We start from the raw sequence: 19045 nt of genomic DNA, 5'->3' as shown, positions 1-19045 counted from the left end.
TGTGAATAGAGTTCACATATGAATCCCGAGCTGCTTGTCGAGGACGTCCGGCTGACCCCGATCCTGATCGCCGACCCGCCGCTGCTCAACACCCAGGGCGTCCACCAGCCCTTCACTCCCCGCCTGATCGTCGAGGTGGTGACGCGGGGTGGGGTGACCGGCCTCGGCGAGACCTACGGCGACGGGAAGTACCTGGACCTCGCCCGGCCGCTGGCCGAGGCGCTCCCGGGCCGCTCGGTCACGGACATGAACGGCCTGTTCGCGCTGGCCGAGCGGGTGTGCGGCGACTCACGGGCCGCGGACGACCGGGTCGACGCGGGCGGGCTGCGCGGGGTCCAGACCGCCGACAAGCTCCGCCTCTCCGTCGTCTCCGCCTTCGAGGTCGCCTGCCTGGACGCCCTCGGCAGGTCCGTCGGCCTCCCCGTGCACGCGCTGCTCGGCGGCAAGGTCCGCGACTCCGTCGAGTACAGCGCGTACCTCTTCTACAAGTACGCCGGCACCGACGACTGGGGCCCTGCGCTCGATCCGGCCGGGATCGTGGAGCAGGCCCGCCGCTTCGACCGCGCCTACGGCTTCCGCTCCTTCAAGCTCAAGGGCGGGGTGTTCCCGCCCGATGAGGAGATCGCCGCGATCAGGGCCCTCGCCGAGGAGTTCCCCGGCCGGCCGCTCCGGCTCGACCCCAACGGCGCCTGGTCCACGGAGACCTCGCTCGACGTGGCGCGCGAACTGAAGGACGTCCTGGAGTACCTGGAGGACCCGGCGACCGGCACGGCCGCCATGGCCGAGGTCGCGGCCCGTACGGACGTACCGCTCGCGACCAACATGTGCGTGACGACCTTCGAGGAGGTCCCCGAGGCCTTCGCCAAGGGTGCGGTACGGATCGTCCTCTGCGACCACCACTACTGGGGCGGCCTCCACCGCACGCGAGAACTGGCCGCGCTCTGCCGCACGTACGGCGTCGGGCTCTCCATGCACTCCAACACCCACCTCGGCATCAGCCTCGCCGCCATGACCCAGGTGGCCGCGACGCTGCCCCGGTTGGACCACGCCTGCGACACCCACTACCCCTGGCAGACCGAGGACGTCGTCACCACCCGCCCCGTCTTCCGGGACGGGCGCCTCGTGGTCTCCGACGCCTCGGGCCTCGGCGTCGAACTGGACCGCGCCCGGCTCGCGGAGCTGCACCGACGCTGGCTCGACGACGACGGCACCCACCGCGACCGCGACGACGCGGCGGCGATGCGCAGGCTGCGGCCCTGAGGGCTTCCCGGAGGGCGCTTCCGGGTCGCGCGCTACGCGTGGCAGGCCACCGGTACGCCGCCGTTCATCGCGGCCATGTCCCCGAAGACCGTCACCAGATTCAGCGGCGAGCCCTCCGGGAGGCCGCTCAGCTCCGCGTAGGCGCGGTGCAGATTGGCCACGAGGCGCTCGCTCTCCCGCCAGGCGGCGAACTCCCCGAGGTCGGCGCGGCGCGCCGTCTCCAGGGGCGTCGCGCCCTTCGTGTACCCCTCGCGGGCCAGTTCGCCGACCCGGCGCAGATACCGCTCCGTCAGGTCGTACGCCGACGGGTCGGTCACGCGCCCGTGCCCCGGCACGACCGTCGGCGCGTCCAGCGAGCGCAGCAGGCCGAGCGCGCGCAGCGAACCCGCCAGCGAACCCATCGGCAGGAACGGCGTCCCGCCCTGGAAGACCAGGTCCCCGGTGAACACGACACCCCGCTCGGGGACATGGACGATCGAGTCGCCGGTGGTGTGCGCGGGCCCCGGGTGCAGCACCCGTACCTCGAGCTCACCCACGTACAGGGTCAGACGCTCGCTGTACGTGAGGGACGGCGGGGTCACCTCCACCGCGCCGAAGTCGGTCCGCGGCCAGATCAGATGGAGCTGGCGCCCGGCGGCGATCTGCTCGGCCCGACAGCTGTCGTGGCCCACGACGCGCGCCTCGGGCGCGAACACCCCGTTGCCGTAGGTGTGGTCACCGTGGTGGTGGGTCGAGACGATCGTCCGGGGGAGAGGCAGCCCCTCCGCGAGCACGGCCGCCCGCAGCAGGCGGGCGCGGCGCTCGGTGGCGGCCGTGTCCACGAGCAGGCTCTCGCGGGCGTCGCCCAGGAAACCGGCGTTGTTCAGGCACCAGCCGCCGTCGGGCTGGACGAAGGCGTGCACGTCCGGCGCGAGCGCGACGACATACGGATCGGAGGCGGAGGTGGAAGTGGAGGCGGACGTGGACGTCGAAGTGGCGACGGGGTCGGCATCGGCGTAGGCGGACAAGAAAACCCCCGGACGGCGAGAACGGGCCCGACTGACAGGTGGCAGCTTGTCAGTCGGGCCCGTTCGGGGGAAAGTCCGGAAAAGTCAGTGGTCGTCCCAGTGCCCCTCGTGCGCCGCGTGGCGGTGCCCGTCGTGCACGAAGTCCACGTGGTCGCCGTGCGCCACCGCCTCGTGCCCGCACTCCGGCCCGTGCTCGTGTGCGTGCCCGTCGTGCGCCTGGTGCTGCGACCGCTCGCACTCGTCCCAGTGCCCGTCGTGCTCCCGGTGGAGGTGCCCGTCGTGGGCGTAGTCCACGTGCCCCTCGTGCTCGACGGCAGGGTGGCCGCAGGTCGGGCCGTGGACGTGCTCGTGGGTGGGGTGCTCTTGGTGGAGAAGGGTCATGACATCGCCTCTGTGAGGGTGTGGTGTGACGTGGCTCAGGTTAGCCCTGAATGTCGGAGTCGTCCTGATTCCGCCCCTGTGCGTCGGCGGACGCGTCCCTGTACGCGCCCCCGTGCAGGCCCCGACGCCCCCGTACCCGCCCGCGTACGCGCTCTGCCGGGGGAATCCGGCTTGCGGGGGACGGAGGCCGCCGTGATCGTTCGGGGTATGAAGGCGATCAGCTACAGCCGCTACGGCGGACCCGAGGTCCTTGAGTACGGCGAACGGCCCGACCCGAAGGTCGGCCCGGACGACGTCCTCGTGAAGGTACGGGCGGCCGCCGTGAACCCGGTCGACTGGAAGGCCCAGGCCGGCTACCTCGACGGGATGATCGACGCCGTCTTCCCGGTGATCCCCGGCTGGGACGTCTCGGGGGTCGTCGTGCAGCCCGGTGTCTCCGTCACCGAGTTCACCGTCGGTGACGAGGTCATGGGGTACGTCCGCGAGGACTTCCTCTCCCGCGGCACCTTCGCGGAGTACGTCGCCGCCCCCGTCCGAACGCTCGCCCGCAAGCCCCGCACCGTGGGCTTCGAGGAGTCCGCCGCCCTCCCGCTGGCCGGGCTCACCGCCTACCAGGTGCTCCACCAGGCCCTCGCCGTCCGCCCGGGCGACACCGTCCTGGTGCACGCGGCGGCCAGCGGCGTCGGCTCCATGGCCGTCCAGATCGCCCGCCACCTCGGCTGCCGGGTCATCGGCGCGGCCCGCGAGGAGGGCCAGGAGCGGGTCAAGGAGCTGGGCGCCGAGCCCGTCGTCTTCGACGAGCACACCTTCGTCCAGCAGGTCCGCGCCCTCGCGCCCGACGGTGTGGACGCGGCCTTCGACACGATCGGCGGCCCATTCCTCAAGAAGACCGCCGACGTCCTGGCCCCCGAGGGCCGCCTCGCCTCCATCGCCGACGGCGAGGTGCTGGCCCTGGGCGGCCGCTACTTCTGGGTCCGCCCCGCCCCCGAGGACCTCGCCGCGCTCGCCGTTCTTGTCGACGAGGGCGTGCTCTCCGTGCGGGTCGCGCGGAGTTTCCCCCTGGAAGAGGCGGCCGAGGCCCAGCGCGCCAACCAGGAGGGCGGCCTCCAGGGCAAGGTCGTGGTCACGGTGGCCTGGCCCGACTCCTGATCCGCCGGACAGCCCCTGGAGGCCTCCAGCCCCCGCCTACAGGACGACCGCCACCGCGAACCCCGCGAGCGCGACCGTGCACGCCGTCGCGAGCAGCGCGCCCCGGTGCGAGAGCGGCCCCGGCCGCGCCGCGTCCAGGGCGTGGATCCTGCGGTGGGCCACGGCCAGGAAGCCGACCCAGACCAACGCCGTCAGCGCCGCACCCGCCACCCCCGCCGCCGTGATCTCGTCCCTGATCGCCGACTTCGCGGCGAGCACCGCCACGATCGTGCAGGTCAGTGTCGTACGGCGCCACGCCAGCCGGGTCCGTTCCGGCTGCAGCCCCGGATCCCGTGCGGGCTCCGCCGCCCCGGACGCCGCACCGGTCACCGCCCGGCCCAGCCGAAGACGATGACCACCACCATCGCGAGCGCCACCAGGGCCACCGCGAGGCTCAGCACCGTCGGGAAGCGCGACACCGGCAGGTCCTGCCCGCGCCGCATCGCCCGCTCGCACCGCACCCAGTGGTTCACCGCGCGCAACGCGCACAGCACGCCCGCGGCGAGCAGCGCGAGCGCGAGCCCGACCCGTACGCCCCAGCGCAGGTCCGGCAGGAACTGGTCGACGGCGAACCCGCCACCGACGAGCGCGAGCGCGGTCCGGATCCAGGCGAGGAAGGTGCGCTCGTTGGCCAGCGAGAACCGGTAGTCCGGAGTCTCGCCCTCGTCACGGATCCGCTGCGGCGCGAACCACAGCCGCAGACTCTGCACGAAGTCACTCACCCGGGCACCTTACGAAGTCACTCACCCGGGCACCTTAACCGCGCTCCGCGCGCAGCCGTTCGTACGCGGCCAGGCCGTCCGGCACCCACGCCCACTCCCCGAGCCGCGCGACCACCTCGGCCTCCGGCAGGAAGGCGTGCCAGGCGACCTCCTCCACCTGCGGGTCCACGGGCAGCTCGCACCGCACCCGGTAGACCGCCGACCACCACTTCCCGGCCACGCCCCCGGAGTCGTACAGGAACCGGAACAGCGGCTCGGGGCGCGGCAGACCGGAGACGCCGAGCTCCTCCTCGGCCTCGCGCAGCGCCGCGTCGTCGTACGACTCGCCCGCGCCGACGACCCCGCCGACGAACATGTCGTACATCGACGGGTAGACGAGCTTCGCAGGCGTGCGCCGGTGCACGAAGATCCGGCCCTCGGCGTCCCGTGCCTGGATGAAGACGCAGCGATGGATCAGACCCCGCGCGTACACCTCGCCGCGTGGGGCCTGTCCGATCACCTCGTCGTGCTCGTCGACGACGTCGAGTACCTCTTCAGCGGGGTTCATAGCCCCATCTCATCACCGACCGATGACGGAGGACGATCACTGACACATGAGGCCGACGATCACCCACCCATGACGGACGACGATCACTGACCCATGACGTACTTCACCGTCGGACCGGTCGTCCAACCGCCGTCCACGGCCAGCTCCGCGCCCGTCACGTACGAGGCCGCCTCCGACAGCAGGAAGACCACCGCGCCCGCGATCTCGTCCGCCTCGCCGACCCGCCCCATCGGGGTGTTGGGGTACTTGCCCTCGCCCTTCTCGATGCCGACGCCCGCGGTCATCGGGGTGTACGTCATGCCCGGGTGGACCGAGTTGACGCGGATCCGCGCCGTGCCCAGCTCCACCGCGCCGATCTTCGTCAGACCGCGTACGCCCCACTTCGAGGCGCCGTAGCCGGCGGTGAGCGCGAGCCCCATCAGACCGGCGGCCGAGGAGATGTTGACGATCGAACCGCCGCCGGCCTCCTTCATCGCCGGGATCGCGGCCTTCATGCCGATGAAGACACCGGTCAGGTTGATGTCGAGCACCCTGCGGAAGTTCTCGACGGACTCGGTCTCCAGGAAGGCCCCGCTGGATATCCCGGCGTTGTTCACCAGACCGTGCAGCCCGCCGAACTCCGCGACCGCGTACGCGACGGCCGCGGCCCACGCGTCCTCGGAGGTCACGTCGTGGTGGAGGAAGCGCGCCCGCTCGCCCAGCTCCGCCGCGGTCGCCTTGCCCTCGTCGTCGAGCACGTCGGTGATCACGACGTTCGCGCCGGCGGCGACGGCCTGCCGCGCGGCCTCGGCGCCCAGGCCGCGGGCGCCGCCGGTGATGAGGACGGTCCTGCCGGTGAGGTCGTGGAGGCGGGTGTTCTCGGTCATGAGAAGTCCTTGTCGATCGGGGGTGGCGGAGCTTGCAGCAGGGCCGTCGTGGTCTGGACGAGGTCGGCGAGGAAGAGCTCCTCGTCCGTCAGTGGGACGGTGCCGTCGAGGTACTGCCGGGCCCGGTCGGCCAGGGCGGCGCCGACGACGGTGAGAGCCAGGTCGAGCCGTTCGAGGCGCAGCGGCTCGGGCAGCCCGGTCAGACAGGCCTCGACCCGCTCGATCAGCCGCCAGTACACGGTGCCTTCGAGGGTGGGATGGGGCGTGCGGGTGCGCACCCCGCTCTCGTGGCTGAGCTGCGCTGAGATCCGCAGACAGCGGCGACCGCGCTCGGTGCGCAGCTCGCTCGCCTCGGCGCCGACCAGGGCCCGGAGCAGCTCGTGCGGCTCGTCGCCGGCCTCGGCGAGGAGCGGTTCGAGCACCTGCTCCGTACGTCTCTGGCGGCCGGCCATCACCGCGTCGAGCAGGCCCGCGCGCGAGCCGAAGTGGTACTGCACGGCCGACGGGTTGCTCTGGCCCGCGAGGGCCACGACATCCCGCAGCTGGGCGCCGTCGACGCCCTGCGCGGCGAAGATCTCCTCCGCCGCGCGGATCAGCTTCTCCCGGGTCTCGGGCCCTGACGTCCTTGCCATGTCGCCCATATTAATGCTCGACATTAGAAAGCGGGAAGGGTGTGCACGGGTCCGAACGGTTGACTCGATACATCCGTGTATCCAAGATTCGGTCCATGTCGTACGACGCTGATGTGATCGTGATCGGAGCCGGCCTCGCCGGCCTGGTGGCCACCGCCGAACTCGTGGACGCCGGGCGGAGCGTCATCCTGCTCGACCAGGAGCCCGAACAGTCCCTGGGCGGCCAGGCCCACTGGTCCTTCGGCGGCCTCTTCCTCGTCGACTCGCCCGAGCAACGCCGGCTGCGGATCAAGGACAGCCACGACCTCGCCCTCCAGGACTGGCTGGGCACGGCCGGCTTCGACCGGTCCGAGGACCACTGGCCGAGGAAGTGGGCGGAGGCGTACGTCGACTTCGCGGCGGGCGAGAAGCGTTCCTGGCTGCACGCGCGCGGGGTGCGGTTCTTCCCCGTGGTGGGCTGGGCCGAGCGCGGCGGGTACGACGCGAACGGGCACGGCAACTCGGTGCCCCGCTTCCACATCACCTGGGGCACGGGACCGGGCCTCGTCGCCCCCTTCGAGCGCCGGGTCCGCGAGGGCGTGGCCCGCGGCCTCGTCCAGTTCCGCTTCCGGCACCGGGTGACCGCCCTCGGGTCCACGGCCGGGGCCGTGGACACCGTCAGCGGCGAGATCCTGGAGCCGTCCTCCGCCGAGCGCGGCACCGCGAGCGGCCGGGAGGTGACCGGCTCCTTCGCGCTCCGGGCGCAGGCGGTGATCGTCACCTCGGGCGGCATCGGCGGCAACCACGACCTCGTACGGAAGCAGTGGCCCGACCGGCTCGGCACCCCGCCCGCGAAGCTGCTCTCCGGCGTCCCCGCCCATGTCGACGGACTGATGCTCGGCATCGCCGAGGGGGCCGGGGCCCACCACATCAACCGCGACCGGATGTGGCACTACACCGAGGGCATCGAGAACTGGAACCCGATCTGGGCCAAGCACGGCATCCGCATCCTGCCGGGACCGTCCTCCCTCTGGCTGGACGCGACCGGACGCCGGCTGCCCGTCCCGCTCTTCCCGGGCTTCGACACCCTCGGCACGCTCGAACACATCATGCGGACCGGCCACGACCACACCTGGTTCGTCCTCGACCAGCGCATCATCGGCAAGGAGTTCGCCCTCTCCGGCTCCGAGCAGAACCCGGACCTGACCGGCAAGTCGATCCGGGACGTCATCGGCCGGGCCCGCGCGGACGTACCGGGCCCGGTGAAGGCGTTCATGGACCACGGCGTCGACTTCGTCGTCGAGAACGACCTGCCCGCCCTCGTCCGGGGCATGAACGCCCTCACGGACGAGCCGCTCATCGACGAGGCGGAGCTGCGTCGCGAGATCACGGCCCGCGACCGCGAGATCGCCAACCCCTTCACCAAGGACCTCCAGGTCACCGCGGTCCGGGGCGCGCGCAAGTACCTGGGCGACAAGCTGATCCGTACGGCGGCCCCGCACCGGATCCTGGACCCCAAGGCCGGTCCGCTGATCGCCGTACGCCTGAACATCCTCACCCGCAAGTCGCTCGGCGGCCTGGAGACGGACCTGTCGTCGCGGGTGCTGCGGGAGGGCGGCGAGGTACTGGAGGGGGTGTACGCGGCGGGTGAGGCGGCCGGCTTCGGCGGCGGAGGCGTCCACGGCTACCGCTCCCTGGAGGGCACGTTCCTCGGCGGCTGCATCTTCTCGGGGCGAGCGGCGGGCAGGGCGGCGGCCCGGGCGGTGAGCTGACACGAGTGCTCCGGCCCGGGCCTAGGTGCGGCACGGGCGTGTGGCGCGGCTCACGCGCCCACCCCTTCGTGGCGCCGACCGCCCCCAACTCACCATGAGGGCCATGGACATAGGCATCGCACTGCCCCAGTACGGAACGCACGCCCGCCCCGAGGTGATCGCCGGATTCGCCCGCGACGCGGAGGAGGCGGGCTTCGACTCCTTCTGGGTGGGGGACCGTTCGCTCACCCCGGTCGCGCCGAGCGACCTCTACCCGGGCCACACCCCCGAGAACCCGTACCCCCAGGAGTACCGGACCTTCCTCGACCCGCTCACCGTGCTCACCGTCGCCGCGACGGCCACCACGCGTGCCCGCCTCGGCATGTCCACCCTCAACGCCCCCTGGTACCCGCCCCTGTTGCTCGCCCGCAGCCTCACCTCGCTCGACCGGCTGAGCGGGGGCCGGCTCGACGTCGGCCTGGGCATCGGCTGGCTCCGTGACGAGTACACGGCCGTCAACGCCGACTTCGGGAAGCGCGGCGCACACCTCGACGAGATCCTCGACATCCTCGGGGGCATCTGGACCGAGGAGGAGTTCGGGCACAAGGGCCCGCACTGGACGATCCCCCGCGCGTACGTCGGGCTCCGCCCCGCCCAGCCCGTCGGGCCCCCGGTCTTCCTCGGCGGCTTCAGCCCGGCCGCACTGCGCCGGGTCGGCAGGCGGGCCGCCGGCTGGGTCGGCGCCGTCCTGCCGCCGGAGGCCGCCGCGGGCCTCTGGGCGACGGCCAGGCGTGCCGCCGATGAGGCGGGCCGGGACCCCGACGCGCTGCGCCGCCACATCCGGTACAACGCCACCCCGGGCGCGACGGCCGACGACATCGCCGCGGTCCTGGCGGGCGTCCGGGAGACCGGGGCGGACTCCTGCTTCGTCGACTTCCAGCAGGCGACCCGCGAACCCGACGAGGCACTGGACCTGGGCCGGAACGTACTGGACCGGATCCGGAACGCCTGAGCGGCGCCCGAACCCGGTCCGTACGGCGGGGAGGAGCGGTTACAACACCAGCGACAGCAGCAGGACGAAGACGATGCCGACGACCGAGATGATCGTCTCCATCACCGACCAGGTCTTGATCGTCTGGCCGACGTTCATGCCGAAGTACTCCTTCACCAGCCAGAATCCGGCGTCGTTCACATGGCTGAAGAAGAGCGAGCCCGCACCGATCGCGAGGACGAGAAGCGCCGTCTCGCTCGTGCCCATGCCCTCGGCGAGCGGAGCCACCAGCCCGGCCGCCGAGATCGTCGCCACGGTGGCGGAGCCGGTCGCGAGACGGATCGCCACCGCGATCAGCCAGGCGAGGAGCAGCGCGGGGATCGACCAGTTCTTGGAGAAGTCCAGGATCATCTGGCCGACGCCCACGTCGATCAGGGTCTGCTTGAAGCCGCCGCCCGCGCCGACGATCATCAGCACGCCCGCGATCGGGGCGAGGGACTTCTCGACGGTGGACGAGAGCCGCTGCTTGGTGAAGCCGGCCGCGCGGCCCAGCGTGAACAGGCCCACGAGCACGGCCGCGAGCAGCGCGATGAGCGGCGAGCCGATGACGTCGGTGACCTTCTGCAGCGCGTTGTCGGGGTTGTCCACGACGATGTCGACGAGCGCCTTGACCAGCATCAGGACGACGGGCAGCAGGACGGTCGCGACCGTGGCGCCGAAGCCGGGACGCTTCTCCAGGTCCTCGGAGGGACGCGCGGGGATCATGTTCTCGGGGGCCGGGATGTCGACCCAGCGGGCCGCGTACCGGGAGAACAGCGGACCGGCGATGATCACCGTCGGTATCGCGACCAGGACACCGAGGGCGAGCGTGACACCGAGGTTGGCGCCGAGCGCGTCGATGGCGACCAGCGGTCCTGGGTGCGGCGGGATGAGCCCGTGCATGACCGACAGACCGGCGAGGGCGGGGATGCCGATCCGCATCAGCGAGTAGTTGCCGCGCTTGGCGACGAGCAGGACCACCGGGATCAGCAGCACGATGCCGACCTCGAAGAAGAGCGGCAGCCCGATGACCGAGGCGATCAGCACCATCGCCCAGGGCATCGCGCGCCCGCTCGCCTTGGCGAGGATCGTGTCGACGATCTGGTCCGCGCCGCCGGAGTCGGCCAGCAGCTTGCCGAGGATCGCGCCGAGCGCGATCAGCACGCCCACACCCGCGACGGTCTTGCCGAGACCGGAGGTGAAGGAGTCGATGGTCGCGCCGAGCGGCGCACCGGCGAAGGCGCCCAGGGCCAGCGACCCGATGGTCAGGGCCAGGAAGGCGTGCAGCTTGAACTTGGTGATGAGCAGGACGATGACGGCGATGCCCGCGAGCACGGCGAAGCCGAGCTGGGCGTTGCCGGCCGAGGTGATCGGCTCGACGGCGTCCGCTGCCAGCATCTCGACGCTGAGACTGGTCACGGTGGTTCCTTAGGGACGGGGTGGGGGCAGGAGGGGGTACGGAACAGGAGCGGTGCTGAGGGCTGCGCCGAGGGGACCGGCGCACGGACGGGTCGCCCCGAGGGGACGGGGCGTACGACGGATCAGTCGACGTGTCGACCCAGCGCGGCGACCGCCCGCGCGGCGATCTCCTCGGGCGATCCGGTGACGTCGACGGCGACACCGGCCTCGTCGTCGCCGAGCTGCTCCAGCGTGGCGAACTGGGAGTCGAGCAGGGCCGTCGGCATGAAGTGGCCCTTGCGGTCGGCCATCCGCCGCTCGATCAGCTCGCGGTCGCCGGTCAGATGGAGGAAGACCACGCCCGGGGCGGCCGCCCGCAGCCGGTCCCGGTAGATCCGCTTCAGGGCGGAGCTGCTGACCACCCCGCCGAGTCCTTCCCGGCTGTGCGCCCACCGCCCGATCGCGTCGAGCCAGGGCCCGCGGTCGGCGTCGTCCAGCGGGACGCCCGCGGACATCTTGGCGACGTTCGCCGCCGGGTGGAAGTCGTCGCCCTCGGCATAGGGGACGCCGAGCGCGGCCGCGACCAGCGGTCCGATGGTCGTCTTGCCTGTGCCGGCGACGCCCATCACGACGACGACCCGGGGGACCGTCGGGGAGGTGGTGCTCATGGGTGGTGCCTCGCTGTCTTCTTCGACATCGATCCGTCGCGCTCATGAAACCCATTGGGTACGACGTATTCAAGAGGCTGTGACATTAAAGTCATACTTTTCGTTCCCGATCTTGGTCGCCGCGTAGGCTGACCCCCATGACGACACCGGCCCAGGGGCTTCATCCGCACGTCCTCGCCACCCTGGGTCTCGCGATCACCGCCGGGGAGTACCCGCCCGGCAGCGTGCTGCGCACCGACGAGCTCGCCCAGCGCTTCGACGTCTCCCGCACCGTGGTCCGCGAGGTCGTCCGCGTCCTGGAGTCCATGCACCTCGTCGAGTCCCGCCGCCGCGTCGGCGTGATCGTCCTGCCGACCGAGCAGTGGAACGTGTACGACCCCCAGGTCATCCGCTGGCGCCTGGCCGGCGCGGACCGCCCCCGCCAGCTGCGCTCGCTCACCGTGCTCCGCTCGGCGGTCGAACCCGTCGCCGCCGGCCTCGCCGCCACCCACGCCACCCCCGAGCAGTGCCGCGAGCTGACCGAGCAGGCGCTCGGCATGGTCGCCACCTCGCGCGGCCGGCAGCTGGAGGCGTACCTCGTCCACGACATCGCCTTCCACCGGGTCGTCCTCAACGCCTCCGGCAACGAGATGTTCGCCCGGCTCGGCGACGTGGTCGCCGAGGTCCTCACCGGCCGTACGCACCACCAGGTGATGTTCGAGGACCCCGACCCGGCCGCCGTCACCCTGCACGTCCAGGTCGCCGAGGCGGTACGGGAGAGGGACGCGGTCCGCGCCGAGGAGCTGACCCGCCAGATCGCGGTCGGCGCGCTCAAGGAACTGGACGTTCTCGCGCCGTAAACCCTGCCGATCCCAGGCATTCGCCCTGGAGCAACCTCAGAAGTAGCTCAAATAAGGGCGATCAGTGACATTGGCCACTGCTGAATTCCCGCCTTGCCGTGACGATGTGCGCTGGCCGTAAGAGCCGTGGACGACCTCCACGCGCGCGCGGCCGGGTACCGCACAGACCCTCCCCCTCACGAAGGCGAACAACTCCATGAGTGACCGCACCCCCTCTGCGGCCGACACGCTGTCCGCCACGCCACCTCCGGCGACGGCCACCGGAGCGTCCCCCCACGTCGACGCCGGTGACGCCGGATACCGCAAGGACCTCAAGTCCCGGCACATCAACATGATCGCCATCGGTGGCGCGATCGGCACCGGCCTCTTCCTCGGCGCCGGCGGCCGCATGGCCAACGCGGGACCGTCCCTCTTCATCGCCTACGCCGTCTGCGGCGTCTTCGCCTTCTTCGTGGTGCGGGCCCTCGGCGAGCTGGTCCTCTACCGCCCCTCCTCCGGCGCCTTCGTCTCCTACGCCCGTGAGTTCATGGGCGAGAAGGGCGCCTACACGGCCGGCTGGCTCTACTTCCTCAACTGGTCGACCACCGCCATCGCCGACATCACCGCGGCCGCGACCTACGCCCACTTCTGGGCCATGTTCAGTGACGTCCCGCAGTGGATCCTCGCCCTGATCGCCCTCGCGGTCGTCCTCGCCGCCAACCTCATCTCCGTGAAGTACTTCGGCGAGATGGAGTTCTGGTTCGCGATCATCAAGGTCGGCGCCCTCGTCGCCTTCATGCTGATCGGCATCTTCCTGATCGTGACCTCGCACGACGTCGGCGGTCACACCCCGGGCTTCTCCACCATCACCGACAACGGCGGCATCTTCCCCACCGGTGTCATGCCGATGCTGCTGCTCATCCAGGGTGTCGTCTTCGCCTACGCCTCCGTCGAGCTGTGCGGCGTCGCCGCCGGTGAGACCGAGAACCCCGAGAAGATCATGCCGAAGGCGATCAACTCGATCATGTGGCGCGTGGGCCTCTTCTACGTCGGCTCCGTCGTCCTGCTCGCGCTGCTCCTGCCGTACACCGCGTACTCCGGCGACCAGAGCCCCTTCGTCACGGTCTTCGACAAGCTCGGCATCCCCGGTGCCGCGGGCGTCATGAACCTGGTCGTCCTGACGGCCGCGCTCTCCAGCCTCAACTCGGGCCTGTACTCCACCGGCCGGATCCTGCGCTCCATGTCGCTGTCGGGCTCCGCGCCCAAGTTCACCGGCGTCATGAACAAGGGCGGCGTCCCCTACGGCGGCATCCTGCTCACCGCCGCCTTCGGCGTCCTCGGTGTCGGCCTGAACTACCTCATGCCCGGCGAGGCCTTCGAGCTCGTCCTGAACTTCGCCTCGATCGGCATCATCGGCACCTGGGCCATGATCATGGTCTGTTCGCTGCTGTTCGTGAACCGCTCCAAGGAAGGCCGGGTCACCCGCCCCGGCTACCAGCTGCCCTGGGCCCCGTACACCCAGATCGTCACGCTGGTCTTCCTCGGCTCCGTCCTGGTCCTGATGTGGATGGACGGCGGCATCAGCCGCACCACCGTGAACTGCCTCCCGCTGATCGGGCTCCTGCTCGTCGGCGGTTGGTTCCTGGTCCGCAAGCGGGTCCGCGCGACCGCCGCGGCCTCCCAGGGCTGAAGCCCCCCACGGGAACGAGACCCCCGCAGGCGGCGGCCTGCGGGGGTCTCACCCGTTCCCGGGCCCCTGATCGAGCCCGTCGAGCCGCAGACCGCTCTCGAACCGCATCGGCACCCCCGTGACCGGGTCGGTGAATTCCAGCACCCGTGCGAGCAGTTGCAGCGGCCGCGCGTAGTCCTCAGGCCCGTCCTCCCGGACCACCGGATAGACCGGATCGTGCAGGATCGGCAGCCCCAGGCTGTTCATGTGCACCCGCAGCTGATGGGTGCGCCCGGTCATCGGCAGCAGCCGGTACCGCCCGAGCCCGCCCCGCCGCTCGACCAGCTCGATCCGGCTCTCGCTGTTCGGCTCGCCCGGCTCCTCCCGCGCGGCGATCACCCCGCGCTCCTTCACGATCCGGCTCCGCACGGTCACCGGCAGCGCGACCCCGGGGTCGTACGCCGCCACGGCCTCGTACTCCTTGCCGACAAGCCGGTCCCGGAACAGCGTCTGGTACGCGCCCCGGTCCCCGGCCCGCACGACGAACAGCACGAGCCCGGCCGTCAGCCGGTCGAGCCGGTGCGCGGGCTGCAGCTCCGGCACCCCCAGCTCCCGCCGCAGCCGGGCGAGGGCCGTCTCGGTCACATGCCGCCCGCGCGGCATCGTCGCCAGGAAGTGCGGCTTGTCGACGACGAGGATCCGCTCGTCCCGGTGGACGACCCCGATCTCGAACGGCACCCGCTCCTCGGCGGGAAAGTCCCGGTGGAACCAGAGGTACATCCCCGCGGCGTACGGCTCGTCCTCCCGAAGGGGCCGCCCGTCCGCGCCCACGAACCGCCCGTCCCGCACCATCTCCCGGACCCGTGCGTCCCCGACGGCCCCACCGAACCGTGCCCGCAGGTACGCCCCGACGGTCGCCCACCCCTCGCCTGCCGCCTCGGGCAGCCGCACCCGCACAGGATCGATCCCCTCCCGCTGCGCGAGCGGCGCCCCCGGCGTCCTCGTCCTGCGTCCCACAGCTCCCACCGATCCCGTACAGCCCTGGCCGAAAAGCAAGAAGGACCCCACGTGACGTGGGGTCCTTCGCTGGTGTCCGAGGGGGGACTTGAACCCCCACGCCCGATAAAGGGCACTAGCACCTCAAGCTAGCGCGTCTGCCATTCCGCCACCCGGACAAGGTGTCTGTCTTTCCGGCCGCTGGGCCGTTCCGACGTGGAAAACCATAGCAAACATTGGAGGTGGTCGATCACCACCCCCGTTCCGGCCGGAACCGTGTGACGGGCGGATGTCGGTCGGTGGCCGCCCTTGGGTCCGGGGCGTCGGGCGCGCGAGGATGGGGGCGTCCACCAGCAAGCACGTGGGGCACGTAGTGGGAGGAAGCAGCGTGAGCGAGTCGAACACGGCCCGGAGCGTCACCGGCGAGGACGAGGTCGTCGACCTCTGTCGTGACCTCATCCGCATCGACACCAGCAACTACGGCGACCACTCAGGCCCGGGCGAGCGGGCGGCGGCGGAGTACGTCGCCGAGAAGCTCGCGGAGGTCGGTCTCGAGCCGAAGATCATCGAGTCGCACAAGGGGCGGGCCTCCACCGTCGCCCGGATCGAGGGCGAGGACCCGTCGAAGCCGGCCCTCCTCATCCACGGCCACACCGACGTCGTCCCGGCCAACGCCGAGGACTGGACCCACCACCCCTTCTCCGGCGAGGTCGCCGACGGCTGCGTCTGGGGCCGGGGCGCGGTCGACATGAAGGACATGGACGCGATGACCCTCGCGGTCGTCCGGGACCGGATGCGCAGCGGCCGCAAGCCCCCGCGCGACATCGTCCTGGCCTTCCTCGCCGACGAGGAGGCGGGCGGCACCTACGGCGCCCGGCATCTCGTCGACCACCACCGCGACCTCTTCGACGGGGTCACGGAGGCGATCGGCGAGGTCGGCGGCTTCTCCTTCACCGTCAACGAGAACCTGCGGCTCTATCTGGTCGAGACGGCCCAGAAGGGCATGCACTGGATGCGGCTGACCGTCGAGGGCACGGCCGGGCACGGGTCGATGACCAACAACGACAACGCCATCACGGAGCTCTGCGAGGCCGTGGGCCGCCTCGGACGCCACCAGTGGCCGGTGAGGGTCACCAAGACCGTACGGTCCTTCCTGGACGAGCTCTCGGACGCGCTGGGGACCCCGCTCGACCCCGAGGACATGGAGGCGACGCTCGCCAAGCTGGGCGGCATCGCCAAGATGGTCGGCGCGACCCTGCGGAACTCCGCCGCCCCGACCATGCTCGGCGCCGGGTACAAGGTCAACGTCATCCCCGGCCAGGCCACGGCGCACGTCGACGGACGGTTCCTGCCGGGCTACGAGGAGGAGTTCCTGGCCGACCTCGACCGGATCCTCGGCCCCCGGGTCAAGCGCGAGGACGTGCACGGGGACAAGGCCCTGGAGACCAGCTTCGACGGCGACCTCGTGGACGCGATGCAGCTGGCCCTCAGCGCCGAGGACCCGATCGCCCGGGCCGTCCCGTACATGCTCTCCGGCGGCACCGACGCCAAGTCCTTCGACGACCTCGGCATCCGCTGCTTCGGCTTCGCGCCGCTCAAGCTGCCGCCGGAGCTGGACTTCGCCGGGATGTTCCACGGCGTGGACGAGCGGGTGCCGGTCGACGGACTGAAGTTCGGCGTCCGCGTCCTCGACCGGTTCATCGACGCCTCCTGAGCGCTCTCTCGTTCATCCGTTGCCGATAATCGACCGCGCGTGCGGCTTTGACCGGAAAGAGTGAATGAACTCATAGGCTCGTAGCCCCATTACTTCCCCCTCGTTACAGGTGGTGCGGTCCGCGGCTGGGATCGCATTGCCAACAAGGAGGAATAATGATCAAGAAGGTCGTCGCTGCTGCGGCTGCCACGGGCGGTCTCGTTCTCGCGGGTGCGGGCATGGCCGTTGCCGACTCGGGTGCCCAGGGTGCCGCCATCGGTTCCCCCGGCGTGCTCTCGGGCAACGTCGTCCAGGTGCCGGTTCACATCCCCGTGAACGTGTGCGGCAACACGGTCTCCGTGATCGGGCTGCTGAACCCCACCTTCGGCAACACCTGCGTCAACGCCTGACGTTGTGCCTCGACCCGTGAGGGTCTGAGCCAGGCCGGCCCCGGAGTGCGTGCCATGCACTCCGGGGCCGGCGGGCATTCCGCCCCGGGCGTTCGGGCCCGGTGGCCCCTCTTCTGAAGCCAGAAGGCAGAAGCCGAGAAGGCAGGGAACAAGCTATGCGACAGGTCACGCGCAAGGGCCTGATCACCGTTGCGGCCGCGGGCGGCGTCATCGCCCTCGGTGGTGGTTATGCGAATGCCGATTCGAATGCGAACGGCGCGGCCTCGAATTCCCCGGGCGTCGCGTCCGGAAATTCCGTCCAGGTTCCGGTGCACGCGCCGGTCAACGTCTGCGGAAACACCGTCAACGTCGTCGGTCTGATGAACCCGGCGTTCGGCAACAAGTGCGCCAACGTCTCCAAGCCGGGCACGGGCAAGCACCGCGGCTCCTCGGCCGAGGGTGGCGCCAGTCACTCCCCGGGCGTCGGCTCCGGGAACACCGTCCAAGTGCCGGTCGACGCCCCCGTGAACGCCTGCGGGAACAGCGTCTCGGTCATCGGTGCCATCAACCCGTCGTTCGGCAACGAGTGCGGCAACGGCATCGAGCCCACGCACCCGGGCCACCCTGGCGAGCCGGGCAACCCCGGGAACCCGGGCAACCCGGGCGAGCCTGGTAACCCCGGCAACCCTGGTAACCCCGGCAACCCTGGGAACCCGGGCAACCCCGGCAACCCTGGGAACCCCGGCAACCCTGGGAACCCGGGCAACCCCGGTGAGCCGGGCAACCCTGGGAACCCGGGTGAGCCCGGTAACCCGGGGACCCCCGGCAACCCCGGTGACTCCGGTGAGCACGGGACGCCGCAGGGGCCGAACACGCCTGGTACGCACACGATCACGCAGCCCGAGGCGACCGAGGAGTTGGCGCAGACCGGTTCCGGTCCGCTCGGCATGGCCGTCCCGGCCGGTGCCGCTCTGCTGCTCGCCGGATCGGTGCTCTACCGCCGCGCCCGCCGGTCCGCCTAGGGAAGATCGAGTGACGCAGAGGGGCCCCGCACGGCGGGGCCCCTTCTCGTGTTCACCAGGTGGCGCGAACCTGACGGATGATGCGCCGGCGCAGCCGCACCCTGCGGCTGCCGTCCCGGTGCAGGCTCAGGCGGTCCAACTCCCAGTGCCCGTACTCGGCATGGTCGGTCAGTAGCCGCGTAGCCTCCTTGCGGGAGACGCTGCGCGGCACGTACACGTCGACAAATTCGTATTCCGGCATCGCATCTATTGTGCGGGCACGGGCCCGGTACGGATAGCGTGCGTCCCATGTCTGATGCTGCGCAGCCCACCGCTGCCGAGGTACGTGCCGCCGCCGAGGCGGTCAAAGCCGCACTGGACCGTCACCTTGAGGCGGTCGAACGTCGTTCGGGGGACGACGACCCGGCCGTCTACGAAGCCTTCAATGCCCTCGCCGCGGCGGCCGAGGCCTACGACGAGCGGCTCTACGACCGTTACGACGAGGTCACCCCCTTCGAGATCCCGGGCGCCGACGACTCCCTCCCGCCCTACGCCGGGCCCGAGGAGCCCCACGCCCTCAGTGTGCTGATCCGCCGCGACTACGCCGTCGTGGAACCGCAGCGGCTGCTCGCCCAGGCCCAGCGCATCGCCGATCTGGAGAACGACGAGGAGGGGTCGGACGCGACCGCCGCCGTCGGTGTCAGTACGCACGCCGCGCTCGGTGTGCTCTTCGGGGAGTACGAACCGGACGAAATCGCCTCGCGGCACAAGGAGTTCGGCTTGGAGGAGGGCGACTCCACGCTCTGGGTCTCGGCCGCGGAGGAGCTGCCCGAACCGGGGGAGTGGCTGAACGCCCCCTTCGAGCAGGCCGATCCGGAGCGGATCGTCTGCCGCTTCGACGTCAGCGCGGTCTTCGACGACGAGCTGGACGACGACCTGGAGGAGCAGGACGCGGGGGCGGGGGGGGGGGGGGGGGGGGGGGGGGGGGGGGGGGGGGCGGGGCGCGCGGGCGCGGGGGGGGCGGCCGGGGGGGGGGGGGCGGCCGCGGGC

21 protein-coding genes and 1 tRNA gene are annotated in these 19045 nt (G+C 71.3%); 10 read left to right on the top strand and 12 right to left on the bottom strand.

Going from position 1 to position 19045, the window contains the following annotated elements; all coding sequences use genetic code 11:
* Nucleotides 1–18: 18 nt before the first annotated feature.
* Nucleotides 19–1260, top strand: a complete 1242-nt coding sequence (locus tag ACGFYP_RS23690; RefSeq protein WP_393496884.1) for a glucarate dehydratase family protein — start codon at nt 19–21, stop codon at nt 1258–1260.
* Between the two features lie 32 nt (nt 1261–1292).
* Here ACGFYP_RS23690 and ACGFYP_RS23685 read toward each other — a convergent pair whose 3' ends face one another.
* Nucleotides 1293–2162 (bottom strand): MBL fold metallo-hydrolase, encoded by an 870-nt coding sequence (locus ACGFYP_RS23685; RefSeq protein ID WP_393497198.1) that lies wholly within the window; start codon nt 2160–2162, stop codon nt 1293–1295.
* A gap of 189 nt (nt 2163–2351) precedes the next feature.
* Nucleotides 2352–2648 carry a hypothetical protein gene (locus ACGFYP_RS23680; protein ID WP_393496881.1) on the bottom strand — a complete coding sequence of 99 codons (297 nt, stop codon included), beginning with the start codon at nt 2646–2648 and terminating at the stop codon, nt 2352–2354.
* A 207-nt stretch (nt 2649–2855) separates the two neighbouring features.
* On the opposite strand from ACGFYP_RS23680, the gene ACGFYP_RS23675 reads away from it, so the two are divergent.
* Entirely contained in the window at nt 2856–3797 is a 942-nt protein-coding gene (locus ACGFYP_RS23675; protein WP_393496878.1) for an NADP-dependent oxidoreductase, read from the top strand.
* 36 nt (nt 3798–3833) lie between these two features.
* Here the strand turns inward: ACGFYP_RS23675 and ACGFYP_RS23670 are convergent, their stop codons facing one another.
* The 5 genes from ACGFYP_RS23670 to ACGFYP_RS23650 all read right to left on the bottom strand — a co-directional run bounded on the left by ACGFYP_RS23670 (nt 3834) and on the right by ACGFYP_RS23650 (nt 6603).
* On the bottom strand, nt 3834–4166 hold the full coding sequence (locus ACGFYP_RS23670) for a DUF202 domain-containing protein (protein WP_361963703.1): 333 nt from the start codon (nt 4164–4166) through the stop codon (nt 3834–3836).
* The gene (locus tag ACGFYP_RS23665; protein ID WP_393496874.1) at nt 4163–4558 is read right to left on the bottom strand and encodes a YidH family protein; all 396 of its coding nucleotides are present in this window, start codon (nt 4556–4558) and stop codon (nt 4163–4165) included. The genes ACGFYP_RS23670 and ACGFYP_RS23665 overlap by 4 nt, the downstream gene beginning before the upstream one ends.
* A 34-nt stretch (nt 4559–4592) precedes the next feature.
* A complete protein-coding gene (locus ACGFYP_RS23660) occupies nt 4593–5105 on the bottom strand; it encodes an NUDIX hydrolase (protein ID WP_393496871.1) in 513 nt (170 codons plus the stop codon).
* An 83-nt stretch (nt 5106–5188) separates the two neighbouring features.
* The gene (locus ACGFYP_RS23655; RefSeq protein ID WP_393496868.1) at nt 5189–5971 is read right to left on the bottom strand and encodes a glucose 1-dehydrogenase; all 783 of its coding nucleotides are present in this window, start codon (nt 5969–5971) and stop codon (nt 5189–5191) included.
* The gene (locus tag ACGFYP_RS23650) at nt 5968–6603 is read right to left on the bottom strand and encodes a TetR/AcrR family transcriptional regulator (protein ID WP_393496865.1); all 636 of its coding nucleotides are present in this window, start codon (nt 6601–6603) and stop codon (nt 5968–5970) included. The genes ACGFYP_RS23655 and ACGFYP_RS23650 overlap by 4 nt, the downstream gene beginning before the upstream one ends.
* Before the next feature lie 95 nt (nt 6604–6698).
* Between ACGFYP_RS23650 and ACGFYP_RS23645 the strand changes: the two genes are divergently transcribed.
* Nucleotides 6699–8354 (top strand): FAD-binding dehydrogenase, encoded by a 1656-nt coding sequence (locus ACGFYP_RS23645; protein WP_393496862.1) that lies wholly within the window; start codon nt 6699–6701, stop codon nt 8352–8354.
* 103 nt (nt 8355–8457) lie between these two features.
* Nucleotides 8458–9345, top strand: a complete 888-nt coding sequence (locus tag ACGFYP_RS23640) for a TIGR03619 family F420-dependent LLM class oxidoreductase (protein WP_393496859.1) — start codon at nt 8458–8460, stop codon at nt 9343–9345.
* 39 nt (nt 9346–9384) lie between these two features.
* On the opposite strand, the gene ACGFYP_RS23635 is transcribed toward ACGFYP_RS23640, so the two are convergent.
* A complete protein-coding gene (locus ACGFYP_RS23635) occupies nt 9385–10782 on the bottom strand; it encodes a gluconate:H+ symporter (RefSeq protein ID WP_361963689.1) in 1398 nt (465 codons plus the stop codon).
* Between the two features lie 122 nt (nt 10783–10904).
* Nucleotides 10905–11429, bottom strand: a complete 525-nt coding sequence (locus tag ACGFYP_RS23630) for a gluconokinase (protein ID WP_393496856.1) — start codon at nt 11427–11429, stop codon at nt 10905–10907.
* 137 nt (nt 11430–11566) lie between these two features.
* Between ACGFYP_RS23630 and ACGFYP_RS23625 the strand changes: the two genes are divergently transcribed.
* Both ACGFYP_RS23625 and ACGFYP_RS23620 read left to right on the top strand, forming a co-directional pair.
* Nucleotides 11567–12268 (top strand): FCD domain-containing protein, encoded by a 702-nt coding sequence (locus ACGFYP_RS23625; protein WP_361963685.1) that lies wholly within the window; start codon nt 11567–11569, stop codon nt 12266–12268.
* A 196-nt stretch (nt 12269–12464) separates the two neighbouring features.
* Nucleotides 12465–13937, top strand: a complete 1473-nt coding sequence (locus ACGFYP_RS23620; protein WP_393496853.1) for an amino acid permease — start codon at nt 12465–12467, stop codon at nt 13935–13937.
* A 48-nt stretch (nt 13938–13985) separates the two neighbouring features.
* Here ACGFYP_RS23620 and ACGFYP_RS23615 read toward each other — a convergent pair whose 3' ends face one another.
* Together ACGFYP_RS23615 and ACGFYP_RS23610 are read right to left on the bottom strand one after the other, a co-directional pair.
* Nucleotides 13986–14933, bottom strand: a complete 948-nt coding sequence (locus tag ACGFYP_RS23615; protein ID WP_393496850.1) for an RluA family pseudouridine synthase — start codon at nt 14931–14933, stop codon at nt 13986–13988.
* A gap of 70 nt (nt 14934–15003) precedes the next feature.
* Nucleotides 15004–15091 (bottom strand) — tRNA-Leu (locus ACGFYP_RS23610).
* Between the two features lie 209 nt (nt 15092–15300).
* Between ACGFYP_RS23610 and ACGFYP_RS23605 the strand changes: the two genes are divergently transcribed.
* From ACGFYP_RS23605 to ACGFYP_RS23595, 3 genes are all read left to right on the top strand, one after another.
* Nucleotides 15301–16626: a M20/M25/M40 family metallo-hydrolase gene (locus ACGFYP_RS23605; RefSeq protein WP_361963679.1), complete on the top strand. Its 1326-nt coding sequence runs from the start codon at nt 15301–15303 to the stop codon at nt 16624–16626.
* Between the two features lie 155 nt (nt 16627–16781).
* On the top strand, nt 16782–17015 hold the full coding sequence (gene chpH / locus ACGFYP_RS23600; protein WP_361963677.1) for a chaplin ChpH: 234 nt from the start codon (nt 16782–16784) through the stop codon (nt 17013–17015).
* A 155-nt stretch (nt 17016–17170) separates the two neighbouring features.
* Nucleotides 17171–18016 carry a chaplin gene (locus ACGFYP_RS23595; RefSeq protein WP_393496845.1) on the top strand — a complete coding sequence of 282 codons (846 nt, stop codon included), beginning with the start codon at nt 17171–17173 and terminating at the stop codon, nt 18014–18016.
* Between the two features lie 52 nt (nt 18017–18068).
* On the opposite strand, the gene ACGFYP_RS23590 is transcribed toward ACGFYP_RS23595, so the two are convergent.
* Entirely contained in the window at nt 18069–18257 is a 189-nt protein-coding gene (locus ACGFYP_RS23590) for a DUF5703 family protein (protein ID WP_393496842.1), read from the bottom strand.
* Between the two features lie 47 nt (nt 18258–18304).
* Between ACGFYP_RS23590 and ACGFYP_RS23585 the strand changes: the two genes are divergently transcribed.
* The coding region (locus tag ACGFYP_RS23585; RefSeq protein WP_393496839.1) for a hypothetical protein at nt 18305–19045 on the top strand (741 nt) is incomplete at its 3' end.

The organism is Streptomyces sp. NPDC048370, from assembly GCF_043200825.1.
Classification (GTDB): domain Bacteria; phylum Actinomycetota; class Actinomycetes; order Streptomycetales; family Streptomycetaceae; genus Streptomyces.
Note: the sequence above shows the minus strand (reverse complement) of the source record. Positions and strands in the feature narration are given on the sequence as shown.